At 74.9% G+C, this 17,709-nt stretch carries 15 protein-coding genes; 9 read left to right on the top strand and 6 right to left on the bottom strand.

Translation table 11 applies throughout. The features are described from left to right. Window positions 1–48: 48 nt before the first annotated feature. On the bottom strand, window positions 49–1,467 hold the full coding sequence (gene uxaC, locus ATJ88_RS03180; RefSeq protein WP_098462581.1) for a glucuronate isomerase: 1,419 nt from the start codon (window positions 1,465–1,467) through the stop codon (window positions 49–51). A gap of 162 nt (window positions 1,468–1,629) precedes the next feature. On the opposite strand from uxaC, the gene ATJ88_RS03185 reads away from it, so the two are divergent. From ATJ88_RS03185 to ATJ88_RS18020, 3 genes are all read left to right on the top strand, one after another. Then, entirely contained in the window at window positions 1,630–2,646 is a 1,017-nt protein-coding gene (locus ATJ88_RS03185; RefSeq protein WP_245852094.1) for a LacI family DNA-binding transcriptional regulator, read from the top strand. Beyond that, on the top strand, window positions 2,643–4,154 hold the full coding sequence (locus tag ATJ88_RS03190) for a mannitol dehydrogenase family protein (RefSeq protein ID WP_098462583.1): 1,512 nt from the start codon (window positions 2,643–2,645) through the stop codon (window positions 4,152–4,154). The genes ATJ88_RS03185 and ATJ88_RS03190 overlap by 4 nt, the downstream gene beginning before the upstream one ends. Window positions 4,155–4,241: 87 nt before the next feature. Next, on the top strand, window positions 4,242–5,321 hold the full coding sequence (locus ATJ88_RS18020) for an LPXTG cell wall anchor domain-containing protein (protein WP_141538599.1): 1,080 nt from the start codon (window positions 4,242–4,244) through the stop codon (window positions 5,319–5,321). A gap of 340 nt (window positions 5,322–5,661) precedes the next feature. On the opposite strand, the gene ATJ88_RS03200 is transcribed toward ATJ88_RS18020, so the two are convergent. Next, window positions 5,662–6,678 carry a LacI family DNA-binding transcriptional regulator gene (locus tag ATJ88_RS03200; RefSeq protein WP_098462584.1) on the bottom strand — a complete coding sequence of 339 codons (1,017 nt, stop codon included), beginning with the start codon at window positions 6,676–6,678 and terminating at the stop codon, window positions 5,662–5,664. Window positions 6,679–6,804: 126 nt separating this feature from the next. On the opposite strand from ATJ88_RS03200, the gene ATJ88_RS03205 reads away from it, so the two are divergent. From ATJ88_RS03205 to ATJ88_RS03225, 5 genes are all read left to right on the top strand, one after another. After that, window positions 6,805–7,209: an L-rhamnose mutarotase gene (locus tag ATJ88_RS03205; protein WP_342744834.1), complete on the top strand. Its 405-nt coding sequence runs from the start codon at window positions 6,805–6,807 to the stop codon at window positions 7,207–7,209. An 11-nt stretch (window positions 7,210–7,220) separates the two neighbouring features. Next, window positions 7,221–8,387, top strand: coding sequence for an L-rhamnose isomerase (gene rhaI, locus ATJ88_RS03210; protein ID WP_098462585.1), 1,167 nt, complete (start codon window positions 7,221–7,223; stop codon window positions 8,385–8,387). Then, the gene (locus tag ATJ88_RS03215; protein ID WP_098462586.1) at window positions 8,387–9,358 is read left to right on the top strand and encodes an alpha/beta hydrolase fold domain-containing protein; all 972 of its coding nucleotides are present in this window, start codon (window positions 8,387–8,389) and stop codon (window positions 9,356–9,358) included. The genes rhaI and ATJ88_RS03215 overlap by 1 nt, the downstream gene beginning before the upstream one ends. A gap of 67 nt (window positions 9,359–9,425) precedes the next feature. Beyond that, window positions 9,426–11,492, top strand: coding sequence for a bifunctional aldolase/short-chain dehydrogenase (locus ATJ88_RS03220; protein WP_098462587.1), 2,067 nt, complete (start codon window positions 9,426–9,428; stop codon window positions 11,490–11,492). Continuing rightward, window positions 11,489–12,994 (top strand): rhamnulokinase, encoded by a 1,506-nt coding sequence (locus tag ATJ88_RS03225; RefSeq protein WP_098462588.1) that lies wholly within the window; start codon window positions 11,489–11,491, stop codon window positions 12,992–12,994. The genes ATJ88_RS03220 and ATJ88_RS03225 overlap by 4 nt, the downstream gene beginning before the upstream one ends. Here ATJ88_RS03225 and ATJ88_RS03230 read toward each other — a convergent pair. Beyond that, window positions 12,974–13,468, bottom strand: coding sequence for an ATP-binding protein (locus tag ATJ88_RS03230; RefSeq protein ID WP_098462589.1), 495 nt, complete (start codon window positions 13,466–13,468; stop codon window positions 12,974–12,976). The two genes, ATJ88_RS03225 and ATJ88_RS03230, sit on opposite strands and share 21 nt — an antisense overlap. Window positions 13,469–13,638: 170 nt before the next feature. Further along, window positions 13,639–14,421 (bottom strand): ABC transporter ATP-binding protein, encoded by a 783-nt coding sequence (locus ATJ88_RS03235; RefSeq protein ID WP_098462590.1) that lies wholly within the window; start codon window positions 14,419–14,421, stop codon window positions 13,639–13,641. 198 nt (window positions 14,422–14,619) lie between these two features. Here ATJ88_RS03235 and ATJ88_RS03240 point away from each other — a divergent pair, with 198 nt between their 5' ends. After that, entirely contained in the window at window positions 14,620–15,480 is an 861-nt protein-coding gene (locus ATJ88_RS03240) for an AraC family transcriptional regulator (RefSeq protein ID WP_098462591.1), read from the top strand. A 92-nt stretch (window positions 15,481–15,572) separates the two neighbouring features. On the opposite strand, the gene ATJ88_RS03245 is transcribed toward ATJ88_RS03240, so the two are convergent. Both ATJ88_RS03245 and ATJ88_RS03250 read right to left on the bottom strand, forming a co-directional pair. After that, window positions 15,573–16,442, bottom strand: coding sequence for a sugar phosphate isomerase/epimerase family protein (locus ATJ88_RS03245; RefSeq protein WP_098462592.1), 870 nt, complete (start codon window positions 16,440–16,442; stop codon window positions 15,573–15,575). Next, window positions 16,439–17,656 (bottom strand): dihydrodipicolinate synthase family protein, encoded by a 1,218-nt coding sequence (locus ATJ88_RS03250; protein WP_211287550.1) that lies wholly within the window; start codon window positions 17,654–17,656, stop codon window positions 16,439–16,441. The genes ATJ88_RS03245 and ATJ88_RS03250 overlap by 4 nt, the downstream gene beginning before the upstream one ends. Window positions 17,657–17,709: the final 53 nt, after the last annotated feature.

Raw genomic sequence — 17,709 nt, forward strand, 5'->3', positions numbered from 1 at the left:
CGGCTGCCGCCGCGGTGGCCCCGGACGGGTCCGGGGCCACGCGCGACGTCAGGGACGCGGGTAGGACGCCAGCGCCGACCGGTACGCGAGGTCGACGGCGGTGTCCACCGCCTCGTCCAGGTCCAGCCGGTGCTCGGCCACCAGCCGCGCCAGGTAGCCGGCGTCGACGCGGCGGGCCAGGTCGTGGCGTGCCGGGATCGAGCAGAAGGCACGGGTGTCGTCCACGAACCCGCTCATGTTCGAGAACCCGGCCGTCTCCGTCGCCGACTCGCGGAAGCGACGCATCGCCTCCGGGGCGTCGAGGAACCACCAGGGCGCACCGAGCTTGAGCGCCGGGTACACGCCCGCCAGCGGGCCGAGCTCGCGCGAGTAGACGTCCTCGTCGACCGTGAAGGCGATCACGCGGAAGTTCGGGTGGTGCCCGAACGCGTCCAGCAGCGGACGCAGGGACCGCGTGAACTCCGTGACGACCGGGATGTCGTAGCCCTTGTCCGGGCCGAACGTCGCCGCCGGGCCCGACGCGTGGTCGCGCAGCACGCCCGGGTGGAGCTGCATGACCAGACCGTCCTCGGCCGACATCGCCGCCATCTGGAACAGCATGTGCCCGCTGAACGCACGGGCCTCGTCGGCCGTCACCTCGCCCGCCAGGGCGGCGTCGAAGATCCGGCGCGCCTCCGCGTCGTCGAGCGGGGTGGTGTCCGCCCACAGGTGGCCGTGGTCCGTGGCCCGCGCCCCGGCCTCGACGAACTTCTGGCGCTGCGCGCGCAGCGCGTCCAGGTAGGCGGCGTACGACGTCACGTCCGTGCCGGCGGCCGCGCCGAGCAGCGCGACCTCGTCCCGCCACGTCGCCCGGTCCAGGTGCAGCAGCGGGTCCGGGCGGAACGTCGGCAGCACGCGCTCGCCGTAGCCGTCCTTCGCCAGGCGCGTGTGGTCCTCCAGCGACGACCACGCGGGGTCCGTCGTCGCGATGACCTCGATGCCGAACGTGTCCAGCAGCGCCCGCGGGCGGAAGCCCGGCTCCGCGATGCGGGCCGCGACCTGGTCGTACAGCGCGTCCGCGGTCTCGGCCGACGGGCGCTGGGTCACGCCGAAGATCTCGACGAGCGCGTGCTCCAGCCAGTAGCGGGTGGGGGTGCCCCGGAAGTGCTTCCATCCCGCGCAGAAGCGGCGCCACACCTCGCGCGGATCGGTCTCCACGGCCTCGTCCGCCGTGGAGCCGACGCCGAGCCGCGGCAGGGTCTCGCCCTGGGAGACGAGCATGCGGGTCAGGTAGTGGTCCGGCACGACGAACAGCTGCGCCGGGTCGCCGAACGACGTGTCCTGCGTGAACCACTCGACCGGCACGTGCCCGTGCATCGACACGATCGGCAGGTCCTTCGTCGCCGCGTAGACCTCCCGCGCGATGCCGCGGGTGGTCGGGTCGGCGGGCAGGGCCCGGTCAGGGTGCAGGGTCCACGGCTCGCTCACGTGCGGCTCTCCTCGTCGAGTGACGTCCGGTGCCGTGCGGGGCGCCGGGTGTGCTGGCGGTCGGGGTGACAACGTTTGCATCCTACGGGCTGGCGGGACGAGAAGCGAGTCCCCGGAAGCGCTACGCTGTCACCACGCAGCGCCGCTGCAAACGTTCGCAGGATGAGGGGGCAACCGATGGTCACCGTGCACGACGTCGCACGCGTCGCCGGAGTCTCGATCTCCACCGTGTCCCGGGCCCTGTCCGACCCGGACCGCGTCGCCCCCGCCACCCGGCAGCGCGTCCGCACCGCCGCCGACCAGCTCGGCTACCGCCCGAACCGCGCCGCCTCCTCCCTGCGCGCCGGCCGCGCCGGCGCCTACGGCCTCGTCGTCCCGGACCTCGCCAACCCCTACTTCGCGACCGTCGCCAAGGGCGCCCAGGAACGCGCGCGCGAGCACGGCTACGGGCTGTTCGTCGTCGACACCGAGGAGAACCCCGACCTCGAGGCCGAGGCCATGCACACGCTCGGCCCCCAGACCGACGGCGTCGTGCTCTGCTCGCCCCGCGCCGTCGACCGTGCCCTCGCCGCCGCCGACCGCCGGCCCGTCGTCCTCGTCAACCACGCCGTCGACGGCGTCGCCGCCGTCGAGGCCGACCACGCCGCCGGGATGCGCCGCGCCGTCGACCACCTGCGGGCCCTCGGGCACCGGCGCATCGCCTACGTCGGCGGACCGACGTCCTCCTGGAGCGACCGGGCGCGCCGGGCCGGCCTGGCCGCCGCCGCCGCGCGGCACGACGACGTCGAGGTCGTCGAGCTCGGCGCGTTCCGGCCCCAGGTCGAGGGCGGGCAGGCCGCCGCCGACCTCGTCGTCGCCACCGGCGCCACCGCCGTCATCACCTTCAACGACCTCGTCGCCGTCGGTCTCGTCGACCGGCTGCGCGCCCGCCGGCTGCGTGTGCCCGACGACTTCTCCGTCGTCGGGTGCGACGACTCCTACGTCGCGTCGCTCGTCGACCCGCCCCTGACCACGCTCCGCGTCGACCTGCGCGCCCTCGGGCGCGCCGCCGTCGACCAGCTCGTCGCCGCCGCCCCCGGCAGCGCCGCGCCGCACCTGCCGCCGCTCGACGTCGATCTCGTCGTCCGTTCCTCGACGGCCCCGCCCGCTGCACGCCCCCTTCACCGAGGAGAACCGTGACCGACCGACTGCACCGCTCCACCCTGCCGGGCACCGTCGAGGCGCCCGTGACGCCGACCTCCGTGGGCATCGTCCACCTCGGCATCGGGGCGTTCCACCGTGCGCACCAGGCGGTCTGCACGGAGAAGGCCGCGCGGGCCACCGGCGACCTGCGCTGGGGCATCCTCGGCGTCACGCAGCGCTCCGCCGCCGTGCGCGACCAGCTCCGTCCCCAGGGCGGCGTCTACTCCGTCCTCACCGCCGGCGCGACCGGGACGTCCCTCGACCTCGTCGGCGCCGTCCTCGACGTCGCCTGGCCCGCCGAGGAGACCGACCGCGTCCTGGCGACGATCGCCGCGCCCACCACGCACCTCGTCACCCTCACCGTCACGGAGAAGGGCTACTGCCGCACCGCGTCCGGCAGCCTCGACACGTCGCTCGTCGCCGGGGACCTGGCCGCCCTGCGCGCCGAGCACACGGGCACCACCGCGCCGGCCGAGGGGCCCTCGGGCGCCGTCGGCCTGCTCGCCCGCGGCCTCGCCGCCCGGCACCGCGCGTCCCTCGCCCAGGGCGACCACCGGCCGATCACCGTCCTCACCTGCGACAACATGGTCGACAACGGGCGCGTCCTCGAACGCCTCGTGCGCGAGGCCGTCGACGCCGCCCTGCCCGGCCCCGACGGCGACGCCCTGCGCGCGTGGCTCACCGAGTCGGTCACGTTCCCCTGCTCCATGGTCGATCGCATCGTCCCCGCCACCACGCCCGAGCAGCGCGACGACGTCGAGGCCGTCCTCGGCGTGCGCGACGAAGGGCTCGTCGTGGGGGAGCCGTTCAGCCAGTGGGTGATCGAGGACCGGTTCGCCGGGCCGCGACCCGCCTGGGAGGAGGCCGGCGCCACCCTCACCGACGACGTGTCCGTGTGGGAGCGCGCCAAGCTGCGTCTCCTCAACGGCACCCACTCGCTCCTCGCGTACGCCGGCCGCCTCGCCGGGCACGAGACCATCGCCGAGGCCGTCGCCGACCCCGCGATCCGCGGGCACGCCCGCCGCCTGCTGTTCGACGACGCCCTGCCCACCCTCACGCCCCCCGAGGGCGCCGACCTGCGGGCCTACGGCGAGTCCTTGCTCGTGCGGTTCGCCAACCCCGCCACCGGGCACACCACGCGCCAGGTGTCCATGGACGGCACCCAGAAGATCCCCTACCGCTGGGGCGACACCGTCGTCGCGCGCCTGGCCGCCGGCGAGGTGCCCCTCGGCGCCGCGTACGCGCTCGCCGCGTGGGCCGAGGTCGTGCGGCGCGAGGCCGTCGCGGGACGCGCCGTCGACGACCCCCGCGGGGCCGAGCTGCAACGCGTCGTCGCGGCCGTCGGCGGCGGGTCGGCCGCCGACGCGCGGCCCGAGGACGTCGCCCGCGCCCTCACCGCGCTCACCGGTCTCCTGCCCGGCGGCGCGAGCCTCGACCCCCGCCTGCTCGACGCCGTCGCGGCCGAGGCGACGACGCTCTCCGGCATCGAGGTCACCGTCCGATAACGCTCACATGTCCGGACTTCCGGACACTCCGTCACGTGCCCTAGGCTTCCGAGGCCACCCCTCCACCTCGTGAAGCGAGCCCACCCGATGACCGCTGCCCGCCTGCGTGCGCCGATCGCCCTGATCGCCACCCTCTTCCTCCTGCTCCTCGGGGCCGTCTCCGTCGCCCCCGTCGCCCACGCCGCCGGCGGCGTCACCGCCGGCAAGGGCCACAGCAACGGCAACGCGCAGGAGACCTGCCCGACCGGGGAGGGCTGGCGAAAGTTCGAACCTCTCAGCGGCCTCGAGTACACGGCGAAGGCCCCCGACGGATTTCTCGTCGCCGAGGTCTGCGTCAAGTCCGCCAAGGACGTCGACCAGTACCACGTGGAGCCCCCCGCGGCTTCGGTGACGGTCAAGACGCCCGCTACGAACGCGAATGGCCAGCAGCAGGAGATCAGCCACGTCTCTATCCGGGTGATCCCGGACAGCGGCGGCTGGTTCTACCCCGCGCCGACCTGCGACGGGCACCTGGTCGTCACCTACCCCGAGGGCCTCTCCGGCAACAACGACGTCAACGTGCGCGTCATGGACAACGCCACTCGCGCCACCCAGGACTTCAACTTTCATGCCGACACCGACTACTCCGGCGAGGTCACGTTCGACGTGACGACGCACGCCAAGTGGCCCGGCTGGACGTCGTACTCCTACGTGTGGGTGCAGGTCGCCGAGACCAACTACCACTGGGAGGGCGTCGTGACGTGCGACGGCACCGAGGTCCCCGAGGAGCCGCAGCCCGAGCCCTCCACGGAGCCCACGCCGGAGCCCTCGACCGAGCCGTCCACGGAGCCGTCCACCGAGCCCTCCGCGGAGCCCTCGACCGAGCCGTCCGTCGAGCCGTCGACGGAGCCGTCCACCGAGCCCTCGCCCGAGGTCTCCGAGCCCGTCGCCCCGACCGACGACGAGACCCCCGGCCGCACCGGCCAGAGCACCGTCGCGCCGATCGACGACACCGGTGACACCGACGACGTGCGGGCCAACGACGTCCGCGTCGACGCCCAGACCGTCGCCACCGACGAGGACCAGCTCCCGCAGACCGGTTCCACCGTCCTGCCGCTCGCGCTCGGCGCGCTGCTGCTCGTCGGCCTCGGGGTCGCCGCCGTCGTCGTGGTCCGTCGCCGCGCCTGACCGACCCTGACCCGACCCGAGGGCCCCGCCGGAGCATTCCGGCGGGGCCCTCGTCGTCCCTGCCGCGAGTCAGCGCACCGGCCGCGAGTCAGCGCAGGATCCCGCGAGTCAGCGCACCGGCCCGCGACTCAGCGCAAGCTTCCGAGGTCGGCCTCCTCGGTGGGGCCAGCCGGCGTCACGAAGGGATTCCGATGACGGACGTCCCGTGCGCTGACTCGGCGGATCCTGCGCTGACTCGCGGGATCGTGCGCTGACTTGCGGGCCGGTGCGCTGAGTCGGCGGATCGTGCGCTGACTCGCGGGCCGGTGCGCTGAGTCGGCGGATCGCGCGCCGAGTCGCGTCAGGTCAGGCCCGTGGTGGAGGCGCGGACGACGAGCTCCGGCTGGAAGGTCACGTGCTCGGGGGTGTCGTCGGTGGCGAGCAGGAGGTCCGCGGCGCGGTGGCCGAGGCGGTGGGTGGGCTGCCGCACGGACGTCAGGGGGGTGGCGAGCTCGCCGGCGAACGCGACGTCGTCGTAGCCGACGACGGCCATGCCGGAGGGCACGGGGATGCCGGCCGTGCGCAGCGTGCGCAGCGCGCCGAGGGCGGCGAGGTCGTTGACGCAGAGCAGGGCGGTGGGTCGGTCGGGCAGGGCGAGGGCCTGCTCGGTGCCGGCCTGGCCGCCGTCGGCGTTGAGGGTGTCGAGGGTGATCTCGACGAGGGCGTCGGCGGGGTCGAGACCGGCGGTGGTGAGGGCCGCGCGGACCCCGGCGGAGCGGTCGGCGCACTGGCGGATGGTGTGCGGGCCGTTGAGGAACGCGAGGCGTTCGTGGCCGAGGTCGAGCAGGTGGGCGGTGGCGGCGGCGGCGCCGGCGTGGTCGTCGACGGCGACGGACGACAGCGCGGTGGTGGGGGAGGGGCGGTCGAGCAGGACGACGCGCAGCCCGCGGTCGTGGAGGTCGAGGAGGTGGTCGACGTCGTCGGTGGCGGGGACGACCATGACGCCCTGGACGCCGTGCTCCTCGAAGAGGCGCAGGTAGCGGGCCTCGCGGTCGGGCTGCTCGTCGGAGCTGGCGAGCATGAGGGTGTACCCGGCCTCGTCGAGGCGGTCCTCGACGCCGCGGGCGACGTCGGTGAAGAAGGGGTTGGCGACGTCGAGGACGACGAGGCCGGCGGTGGTGATGGTGCCGGCGCGCAGCTGGCGGGCGGAGCCGTTGCGGACGAACCGGAGCTCGGTGATGGCGGCCTCGACGCGTTCGCGGGTGCTGGGGGTGACGCGGTCGGGGCGGTTGAGGACGTTGGAGACGGTGCCGACGGACACCCCGGCGTGCCGGGCGACGTCGGAGATGGACGTGCGGCGTCGGGCGGGGCCGGGCATCGGGTCTCTTCTCGTCGGTGGCACGGGTCGGCGTGCTGGTTCCCGGATGCTATCCGTCTTGCCCGGTGGGCGGGGGGCGCGGTAGCGTGATCTTGAAACGATTCAAGACCAGGTCGAGGAGGACCGGTGACACCGCAGCACCCCGTCCGTCGCGTGATGTTCGAGTTCCGGGTCCGCCCGGACCGGCTCGCCGAGTACGGCCGCCGCCACGGCGAGGTCTGGCCCGACATGCTGCGCGCGCTGGCCGAGACCGGCTGGCGCAACTACTCGATCTTCACCGCACCGGACGGTCGGGTCGTCGGCTACTTCGAGAGCACCGACCCCGACGCCGCCCGGGCCGCGATGGGGCTGCGCGACGTCGACGCGCGCTGGCAGGCCGAGATGGCCGAGTTCTTCGACGGCGCCGGCCCCGCCGAGTCCATGACCGAGCTCACCGAGGTCTTCCACCTGGAGACCCAGCTCGCCGCCGCCGACGCGGCCGGCACCACCACCGACCCGAAGGGCGACGCCGCCCGCACCCGCCAGGACTGAGGACACCACCCATGCCGACCTTCGCCGACATCACCCCCGTGCTGGACCGCCTCGCGATCGAGGTGCCGTCCTGGGCGTACGGGAACTCCGGGACCCGCTTCAAGGTGTTCGCCACGCCGGGCACCCCGCGCACGCCGCAGGAGAAGATCGCCGACGCCGCGCAGGTGCACCGCCTCACGGGCCTGGCGCCGAGCGTGGCGCTGCACATCCCGTGGGACGAGGTCGACGACTACGCGTCCCTCGGCCGGTTCGCCGCCGACCACGGCGTCGCGCTCGGCACCATCAACTCGAACACGTTCCAGGACGACGAGTACAAGCTGGGCTCGCTGACGCACCACGACCCGGCGGTGCGGCGCCGCGCGATCGACCACCACCTCGCGTGCGTGGACATCATGGACGCGACGGGCTCGCGGGACCTGAAGATCTGGCTCGCCGACGGCTCGAACTACCCCGGGCAGGCCGACCTGCGGGCCCGCCAGGACCGGCTGCACGAGTCGCTGAGCGAGATCTACGCGCGCCTGTCCGACGAGCAGCGCCTGGTGCTGGAGTACAAGTTCTTCGAGCCCGCGTTCTACCACACGGACGTCCCGGACTGGGGCACGTCGTTCGTGCAGGTCAGCGCCCTCGGCGAGCGGGCGATGGTGTGCCTGGACACCGGGCACCACGCCCCGGGCACGAACATCGAGTTCATCGTGGCGCAGCTGCTGCGGCTCGGCCGGCTCGGCTCGTTCGACTTCAACTCGCGGTTCTACGCCGACGACGACCTCATCGTGGGCGCCGCGGACCCGTTCCAGCTCTTCCGCATCATGGTGGAGGTCGTCCGCGGCGGCGGGCTGGACGAGGGCTCGGGCGTCGCGCTCATGCTCGACCAGTGCCACAACATCGAGGACAAGATCCCGGGCCAGATCCGCTCGGTCCTCAACGTCCAGGAGATGACGGCCCGCGCCCTGCTGCTGGACCGTGACGCGCTGGGCGCGGCGCAGGAGGCGGGCGACGTGCTGGCCGCGAACGCGGTCTTCATGGACGCCTTCTACGCGGACGTGCGCCCGGCGCTGGCCGAGCACCGCGTCGCCCGCGGCCTGCCCGCCGACCCGATGGCGGCGTACGCGGCGTCGGGCTACCAGCAGCAGATCGCCGCGGACCGCGTCGGCGGGCAGCAGGCCGGCTGGGGCGCCTGATGTCGGCGGGCGGCACCACGACGGCCGCGACCGTGGCCCCGGCGTCGGCCCCGGCGGCAGCCGTGCGCGTCACGGAGCGGCTCCTGGACGGCCCGCACGGCGACCTGCGGGTGCGCGTCCACGAGCCCGCCGGGACCCCGGTGGCGGGGCTGGTGTGGGCGCACGGCGGGGCGTTCTACCGCGGCGACCTGGACATGCACGAGGCGGACGGCGTGGCCCGCCACCTGGCGGCGCACGGCGTCGTCGTGGTGACGGTCGACTACTCGTTGGTGCCGTCGTTCGAGGAGCGTGCGGCGCTGCCCGGCGCCGGGTCGGGGCGGACGGACGTGCACTTCCCGGTGCCGTCCCACGAGCTGGCCTCCGCGTTCGCGTGGGCGGCCGGCGCCGGCCTCGGCGTGGCTCCCGACGCCTGGTCGGTGGGCGGGGCGAGCGCCGGCGGCAACCTCGCGGCCGGGGCGGCGCTGCGCCTGCGCGACGCGGTCGCGGGCGTCGACGGCGTCGTCCCGCTGCCGCCCGGCACGGTGCCGGTGCTGCCGCGCAGCGTCGTCCTGGCCTACCCCGTCCTGCACCGCGACCTGCCGCCCGCCCGTGACGAGCTCCTCGCCAAGGTGCGGTCCGTCTCCCCGGGCGAGGGGTTCCCGCCCGCGCGGTACCGCGCCATGACCGACAACTACGTGGGGCACGACGGCGACGCGGGCTCCCCGTACGCGTTCCCCGGCGGGCAGGACCTGCGCGGCCTGCCGCCGACGCTCGTCCTCACGTCCGACCGGGACGCGCTGCGCGCGTCCGGCGAGGCGTTCGCGGCCGAGCTGGCCGCGGCCGGGTCGGACGTCGTGCTGGTCCGGGAGGACGCCACCCGCCACGGGCACCTCAACCAGCCGCAGGACCCGGGGTGCGCCCGGTCGCTGGCGCGCCTGACCACGTTCCTCACCGCACCGCTCGTGGGTTCGGCCCACGAGCCCCCCGCCTGACCGGACGGCCCACCGGCCGACCGCCACCCCCGTCGCTGCACACCCGAACCGAGCACCGGAGCACCTCATGACCAACCCGACCGTCACCGCCCTCGTCGAGCGGTCCCGCCGCCTGGGCGCCGACCCGAGGAACACCAACTACGCCGGGGGCAACACGTCGGCGAAGGGCACCGAGACCGACCCGGTGACCGGCCAGGACGTCGAGCTGCTGTGGGTCAAGGGCTCCGGGGGCGACCTGGGCACGCTGACCGCGGGGGGCCTGGCGGTGCTGCGGCTCGACCGCCTGCGGGCCCTGGTCGACGTCTACCCGGGCGTGGAGCGCGAGGACGAGATGGTCGCCGCGTTCGACTACTGCCTGCACGGCAAGGGCGGCGCCGCGCCGAGCATCGACACGGCCATGCACGGCCTCGTCGACGCCGCGCACGTCGACCACCTGCACCCCGACTCCGGCATCGCGATCGCCACCGCCGCCGACGGCCCCGCGCTGACCGAGAAGATCTTCGGCGGCAAGGTCGTGTGGGTGCCGTGGCGCCGCCCCGGCTTCCAGCTCGGCCTCGACATCGCCGAGATCAAGGCGGCGAACCCGGACGCGATCGGCACCGTGCTCGGCGGGCACGGCATCACCGCGTGGGGAGACACGGCCGAGGAGGCCGAGCGTCACTCGCTGTGGATCATCGAGACGGCCGCCGAGCACATCGCGACGCACGGGCGGCCCGCACCGTTCGGTCCCGCGCTCGACGGCTACGGCGCCCTGCCCGCTGCGGAGCGGCGCGCGAAGGCCGCCGCGCTCGCCCCGCACCTGCGCGCCGTCGCCTCGCAGGACCGGCCGCAGGTCGGGCACTTCACCGACACCGACGTCGTCCTCGACTTCCTCGCGGCGGAGAACCACCCGGCGCTCGCCGCGCTCGGCACGTCGTGCCCGGACCACTTCCTGCGCACCAAGGTCAAGCCGCTCGTCGTCGACCTGCCCGCCACGGCGAGCGTCGAGGAGATCGTCGACCGCCTGCCCGCCCTGCACGAGGCCTACCGCACCGACTACACGGCGTACTACGAGCGCGGCGCGGCCGAGGCCCGGTCGCGCGGCGAGGAGCCGCCCGCGATGCGCGGCGCCGACCCGGCGATCGTCCTCGTGCCGGGCGTCGGCATGTTCTCCTACGGCGCCGACAAGCAGACCGCCCGCGTGGCCGGCGAGTTCTACGTCAACGCCATCAACGTCATGCGCGGCGCCGAGGCGCTCTCGACCTACCGGCCCATCGACGAGGCGGAGAAGTTCCGCATCGAGTACTGGGCGCTGGAGGAGGCGAAGCTGCAGCGCAAGCCGCGGCCGAAGCCGCTGGCCACCCGCATCGCGTTCGTCACGGGCGCGGCGTCGGGCATCGGCAGGGCCATCGCCGAGCGCCTCGCCGCCGAGGGCGCGTGCGTCGTCGTCGCGGACCTCGACCTGGAGAAGTCCCGCGCCGTGGCTTCTGAGATCAACACGGCGAACGGCAGCACCGACGTCGCGATCGGGGTCGCGGCGGACGTCGCCGACGAGGCCGCCGTCCAGGCCGCGCTCGCCGAGGCCGTGCTCGCGTTCGGCGGTGTCGACATCGTCGTCAACAACGCGGGGCTGTCCCTGTCCAAGTCGCTGTTCGACACCACCGAGGCCGACTGGGACCTCCAGCACGACGTCATGGCCAAGGGGTCGTTCCTCGTGTCGAAGAACGCCGCCCGCGTGCTCGTCGACCAGCGGCTCGGCGGCGACATCATCTACATCTCGTCGAAGAACTCCGTGTTCGCCGGCCCGAACAACATCGCCTACTCGGCCACGAAGGCCGACCAGGCCCACCAGGTGCGCCTGCTGGCCGCCGAGCTCGGCGAGCACGGCATCAAGGTCAACGGCATCAACCCCGACGGCGTGGTGCGCGGGTCCGGCATCTTCGCGTCCGGCTGGGGCGCCAACCGCGCGAAGACGTACGGCATCCCCGAGGAGGACCTCGGCGCGTTCTACGCCCAGCGCACCCTGCTCAAGCGCGAGGTGCTGCCCGAGCACATCGCCAACGCGGCGTTCGCCCTGTGCACCGCCGACTTCTCGCACACCACCGGCCTGCACGTCCCCGTCGACGCCGGTGTGACCCAGGCGTTCCTGCGGTGAGCGGCGCGCCCGACCCCGCCCGCGGGCACGGTTTCGTCGCCGTCGACCTCGGCGCGACCAGCGGCCGTGTCGTCCTCGCCGTCCTCACCGGCGGCCCCGGCGACGAACGGATCGACCTCACCGAGGTCGGCCGGTTCACCAACGGCCCCGTCGAGGTGCCCACCGCCGACGGCACCGCCCTGCACTGGGACCTGCTCCACCTGTGGCGCGGCACCCTCGACGGCCTGCGGGCCGCCGGGGTGCTCGCCCGGGAGCGGGGCGTGGACGTCGCCGCCGTCGGCATCGACTCCTGGGCGGTGGACTACGGCGCGGTCGCCGCCGACGGCATCCTGCTCGGCCACCTGCGCCACCACCGCGACCCGCGCCTGACCGGCGTCGCCGACGAGGTGCTCGACCGGCTCGGCGCCGCCGACCACTACGCCGTCAACGGGCTCCAGACCCTGCCGTTCAACACCGAGTTCCAGATCGTCGCCGGACGCCACGACCCCACCTGGCCGCTCACCGCGTCCGTGCGGCTCGTCCCCGACCTCGTCGCCTCCTGGCTCACCGGTCAGGTCGTCGCCGAGGTCACCAACGCGTCCACCACGGGCCTCGTCGACGCCACCACCCGCCAGTGGTCCCTCCCCGTCATCGAGGCGCTGCAGACCGCCTACCCCGAGCTCGGCGACCTGCGCTCCCGCCTCGCCGACCTCGTCGAGCCCGGCACCGTCGTCGGACCCCTCACCCCGGCCGTGCAGGCCGCGACCGGGCTCGGCGCCGTCCCCGTCGTCGCCGTCGGGTCCCACGACACGGCGTCGGCCGTCGTCGGGGTGCCCGCCGAGGGCGAACGCTTCGCCTACGTGTCGTCCGGCACCTGGTCGCTCGTCGGCCTCGAGCTCGACGCGCCCGTGCTCACCGAGGACAGCCGCCGCGCCGACGTCACCAACGAGCTCGGCGTCGACGGCACCGTCCGCTACCTCAAGAACGTCATGGGGCTGTGGGTGCTGTCCGAGACCCTGCGCACCTGGCGCGAGGCCGGCCGCGAGGTGACGCTGGACGAGGCGCTCGCGGCCGCCGCGGAGGCCGCGCCGCGGCGGACCGTCGTGGACCTCGACGCCTGGGAGTTCCTGCCGCCCGGGGACATGCCCGCCCGGATCGCGGCGGCGGCCGCCGCGACGGGCCAGCCCGTGCCGGACGGTGTCGGGCAGGTCGTGCGCTGCATCCTCGATTCCCTGGCGGACGCCTACCGGCGCGTGCTCGCGGAGGTGACCCGGCTCGCGGGGCGCGAGGTGGACGTGCTGCACGTCGTCGGCGGCGGGTCGCAGAACGTCCTGCTGTGCCGGCTCACCGCCGAGGCCACGGGCCTGCCCGTGGTCGCGGGACCCGTGGAGGGGGCCGCGCTGGGGAACGTCGTCGTGCAGGCGCGGGCCGTCGGTGCGCTGCACGGCGACCTCACGGCGCTGCGCCGCGTGGTCCGGCGCTCGGCGCACGTCGAACGGTACCTACCGGCCGCCGTCCGTTGACGCCCGGCGCCGTGGTCCGCGTCGAGCCGGCGCGGGCCGCGGCGCCACCTCGACGGCGGGCACGGCGAACCGCGCCCACACCCGCTTGCCGCCGTCCGTCCGGAACCAGCCGACGTCGTCGGCGACGCGCATCGCGAGCTGCAGCCCGAACCCGCCCTGCCCCAGGTCGCGGTCCGGGCTGAGCACCGGCGGGACGTCGGGCCGGTGGTCGAGGACGGACACCAGGAGCGACCCCTCGGCGACCATGAGGTCGAGGCGGGCGGGGCCGTCCGTGTGCCGCAGCGCGTTCGTGACGAGCTCGCTCGCCACGAGCACCACGTGGGACAGCATCTCCTGGTGCTGCGGCCGGTCGAGCACGGGCAGCCGCGACCGCACCGTCGACTCCAGCTGCTGGCGGGTGCCCGCCAGCGCGTCCGCGTCCCTGACGTCCCACGTCGCGACCACGGGCGGGGTCGCGACGGCCCAGCCGGTCACGACAGGACCGTCCGGGGGTCGTCGGACCAGGTCGGCATGGAACTCCTCGGGAGCGGGGTGGGGGTGGCGAACGCCTGGTCGAGCCTACCCGTCGCCCGGGTCCCGCGCCGTGCGAGCACACGCCGGTGGGGCGGTGCCCGACCTGCGCCGGGGGGAACCCCGACGGCGGGTCAGCGGAAGCGCTGGACGGCCAGCGGGGCGGCCTGCGCGAGGTCCTGCACGGCGGGGTGCTCGGGGTCGGCGAGGACCTGCGACAGCGTGCCCGACGCGACGAACGTGCCCTCGGCGAGGACGTGCACGTGCGGGCACAGGTGCTCGACGAGCTCGAGGTCGTGCGAGACCAGCAGCACGGCGGTGCCGTCCGCCGCCGTCGTCTCCGCGAGCCGGCGCACGACCTCGCCGCGCATGGCGGGGTCGACGGCCGTCAGGGGCTCGTCGAGCAGCAGCGCCGCGGGGCGGGTGGCGAGCGCCGTGGCCAGGACGAGCCGCTGCTTCTCCCCGCCGGACATCGTGCCGACCACGCGCGAGGAGAACCGCGGCTCCAGGGCCACGTGCGCGAGCAGCTCCGCGACGGTCGCCCCGTTGGCGGTGCCCGCCCGGCGCGCGTCGGTCAGCGCACCGCCCAGCACCCGGTCCACGGTGGAGCGCGGGTCGATGGTGCCGAGGCCCTCCTGCGCGACGCGACGCACCTGCGCCCGGAACCGCTTCTTGTCCCGCAGCCCGACGCGGGACACGGGTCGGCCCGACCAGGTGACGTGGCCGCCCGTCGGCTTCACGACGCCGGCCAGTGCCCGCACGATCGTCGACTTGCCGGAGCCCGACGCCCCGACGACGCCCACCGGCGCTCCGCCGGCGACCAGCTCCAGGTCGATGCCGTGCACGACGTCGGCGCCGCCGTACCCGGCCGCGAGGCCGTTCGCGCGCAGGACGGGGGAGGGGGTGCTCGTGCTCATCGTGACCTTCTGTGGACGGTGGTGGCCCGTCGGCGGGAGGAGGAGCCGACGGGCCACACGGTACGACGAACGGGCGGCGGGCGGAGTTCCCGGCACCTCCCGCGCCGGTGCGGGCCGCGCACCGATCGCACCGGACCGCGATGATCGGGTCCGGGGGCGGGGTGCTCCCGCAGGATCGTCGGTGAGAGGAGGGACCGCATGATCGGCACGCTCAACGACCTCGTCGACCTGGTGGAACGCGAGGACGACCTCGACGTGGCGGCGTTCGCACGGCGGCGCGGCACCACCGAGTACCACCTGCGGCGGATGTTCTCGTCGCTGGCGGGGATGCCGCTGTCGGAGTACGTGCGACGGCGGCGCATGACGCTCGCCGGCGCCGAACTCGTCGGCGGAGCGCCGAACCTGCTCGACGTGGCCGTGCGCCACGGGTACGGCTCGGTGGAGGCCTTCGGGCGTGCGTTCCGGGCCGTGCACGGCACGGGCCCGGCGGACGTGCGTCGTGACGGCGGTCCCCTGCACGCACAACCCGTGCTCAGGTTCCGCCTGAGCGTGGAAGGGAGCACCCCCATGCACGTCACCGTCACCGACCGTCCCGAGCTGGTCCTCGTGGGTCACGCCGCGCAGGTCCCGCTGATCCACGCCGGGGTCAACCCGCACGTCCAGGCGCACGTCGCGTCGATCCCGCCCGCCGAGCACCAGCGGCTCAAGGCGCTGTCGTCCGCCGAGCCGCCCGGCATCCTCGCCGTCACGGCGGACGTCGACCCGGACGCCCCCGAGGGCACCCTGCTCACCTACCTGCACGGCGTCGCGACCGATGGTTCCGTGCCGCCGCCGGAGGACCTGGACGTCGTCCGGGTGCCCGCGGGGTCCTGGGCGGTGTTCGCGTCCAGCGGCCCGTTCCCGGAGACCCTCCAGCGGACCTGGGCGGCGACCGCGACCGAGTGGTTCCCCTCGAACCCGTGGCGGCTGCGCCCGGGGCCGTCGATCCTGCGCTACCTCGAGCTCACCGCGACCCACGCGAGCTGCGAGCTCTGGCTGCCCGTCGAGCGGGAGGGCTGACGCCCGCAGCACGGCGGTGCGTCGCCGGGCTGACGGCACGAGGCCCCGTCCGGTCGACGACCGGACGGGGCCTCGGGCGAGGTCGGCGACCCTCAGAGGTGCGGCGCGACGTGCTGCGCGTACCGGGCCGCGACGGTCCGGGCCGTGTCCAGGGGGTCCGCGGCCCAGATCTCCTCGTTGAAGATCTCGGTCTCGACGTCCCCGTCGTACCCGGCCTCGGCGACCCAGCGGCTGATGGTCGCGAAGTCGACGTACCCGTCGCCGACGTGCCCGCGGGAGTTGAGGGCCGACGGCGCGAACGGCAGGTTCCAGTCGCACACCTGGTAGCCGGCGAGGCGGCCCTCGCGCCCGGCGCGGGCGATCGACGCCTGCAGGTCGGGGTCCCACCACACGTGGTAGGTGTCCACGACCACGCCGACGGTGCGGGCGTCGAACGGCGCGGCGAGGTCGAGCGCCTGCCCGAGCGTGGACAGCACGGCCCGGTCGGCGGCGAACATCGGGTGCAGCGCCTCCAGGACGAGGCGCACGTCGTGCTCGGCGGCGATCGGGGCGAGGTCGGCGAGACGGTCGGCGACGCGCTGCCGGGCCGCGACGACGTCACGGTCCGTGCCGGGCGCGGGCGGCTGCTCGGGCGACGACCCGGGCAGCCCGCCCACGACGAGCACCAGCTCGCGCGTGCCGATGCCCGCTGCCTCCTCGATGGCGCGCCGGTTGTCGTCGACGGCGTCGGCGATCCCGGCGGGCGTGGCCGCTGTGAGGAACCCGCCGCGGCACAGCGAGGAGACGCGCAGGCCGGCGTCCTCGACGATCTTGCGGGCGGTCTCCACGCCGTGCTCGGCGACCTGGTGCCGCCACAGCCCGACGGCGCCCATCCCGGCGCGGGCGGCGGCGTCGACGGCGTCGGCGAGGGAGGCGTGCTTGACGGTGGCGCTGTTGAGGGAGCAGCGGCGCAGGTCGGTCACGAGTCCACCCCGTTCACGGTGAGGAGCGCGCGCAGGCGCTGGGCGGCGAGGTGCGGGTCGAGCAGCATGCCGCAGTCGTCGGCGAGCCGGGCGAGCTGGACGAGGTGCGCCAGCGAGCGGCCCGAGTGGAGGCCCCCGACGAGCTGGAAGCCGGGCTGGAACCCGTTGAGCCAGGACAGGAACGCCACGCCGGTCTTGTAGAAGTAGGTCGGCGTGCGGAAGATGTGCCGGCCGAGCTTCTCGGTGGAGGCGAGGATCGCGTGACCGCGGGCGGCGCCGGTCGCGTCACCGTCGAGGCCGGCGTCGAACGCCTGGAGCGCGGTGGACGCCGCCGGGTAGATCGCGGCGAAGATGCCGAGCAGGGCGTCGGAGTGGCCCTGCTCGTCGCCGGCGATGAGCTCCGGGTAGTTGAAGTCGTCGCCGGTGTAGAGCCGCACGGGGGAGCCGTCGAGCGCGGCGAGGGTGCGGCGCAGGCCGATCTCGTGCCCGGCGTCGAGCAGCGACACCTTGACGCCGTCGACCTTGGCCTGGTGGGCCTTGATGAGGTCGACGAACGTCGCGGTGGCGGTCTCCACGGACTCCGATCCCCAGTAGCCGGCGAGCGCGGGGTCGAACATGGTGCCGAGCCAGTGCAGGACGACGGGCCGGTCGGCCTCGGCGAGGACGGCGTCGTAGACGCGGGCGTAGTCCTCGGCGGAGCGGGCGACCTGCGCCAGGGCGCGGGACGCCATGACGATGACCTGCGCGCCGGACTCCTGGACGACGCGGACCTGCTCGCGGTAGGCGTCGGTGACGGCGGCGAGCGCCGTCGGGTCGCCGGGCTGCCAGGTCGCCACGAGGGCGGGGTCGAGATGGTCGGTCCCCGCGCCGCAGGCGACGGCCCCGCCGACGGACGCGGCCTCGGCGGCGGAGCGGCGCACGAGCTCCTGGGTGGCGGCCCAGTCGAGGCCCATGCCGCGCTGGGCGGTGTCCATGGCGTCGGCGACGCCGAGGCCGTACCGCCAGATCTGGTGCCGGTAGGCGAGGGTGGCGTCCCAGTCGACGGCGGCGGGTGCGCCGGGCACGTTCTCGGCGCCGACGTGCGGCACGACGTGCGCGGCGGCGAAAGCGACGCGGGAGCGGATCGGTGCGGACGGCGCGGTCCAGGGGCCGGGCGCGTTGAGCTCGCGCACCTCGGTCCCGGCGACGCGTCCGGCGTCGTCGAAGCGGGGCAGGCGCACGGTGGCGCCGCTGCCGGTGAGCACGGGGGCGCCCTCGCGGCCCACGA

This window comes from Isoptericola jiangsuensis, from assembly GCF_002563715.1.
Taxonomy (GTDB): domain Bacteria; phylum Actinomycetota; class Actinomycetes; order Actinomycetales; family Cellulomonadaceae; genus Isoptericola; species Isoptericola jiangsuensis.

Excerpts from the sequence above, each read along its gene's own strand:
- ATJ88_RS03185 (WP_245852094.1), top strand. The coding sequence starts at position 1,630 with ATGAGGGGGCAACCGATGGTCACCGTGCACGACGTCGCACGCGTCGCC.
- ATJ88_RS18020 (WP_141538599.1), top strand. The coding sequence starts at position 4,242 with ATGACCGCTGCCCGCCTGCGTGCGCCGATCGCCCTGATCGCCACCCTC.
- ATJ88_RS03200 (WP_098462584.1), bottom strand. The coding sequence starts at position 6,678 with ATGCCCGGCCCCGCCCGACGCCGCACGTCCATCTCCGACGTCGCCCGG.
- rhaI (WP_098462585.1), top strand. The coding sequence starts at position 7,221 with ATGCCGACCTTCGCCGACATCACCCCCGTGCTGGACCGCCTCGCGATC.
- ATJ88_RS03215 (WP_098462586.1), top strand. The coding sequence starts at position 8,387 with ATGTCGGCGGGCGGCACCACGACGGCCGCGACCGTGGCCCCGGCGTCG.
- ATJ88_RS03220 (WP_098462587.1), top strand. The coding sequence starts at position 9,426 with ATGACCAACCCGACCGTCACCGCCCTCGTCGAGCGGTCCCGCCGCCTG.
- ATJ88_RS03235 (WP_098462590.1), bottom strand. The coding sequence starts at position 14,421 with ATGAGCACGAGCACCCCCTCCCCCGTCCTGCGCGCGAACGGCCTCGCG.
- ATJ88_RS03240 (WP_098462591.1), top strand. The coding sequence starts at position 14,620 with ATGATCGGCACGCTCAACGACCTCGTCGACCTGGTGGAACGCGAGGAC.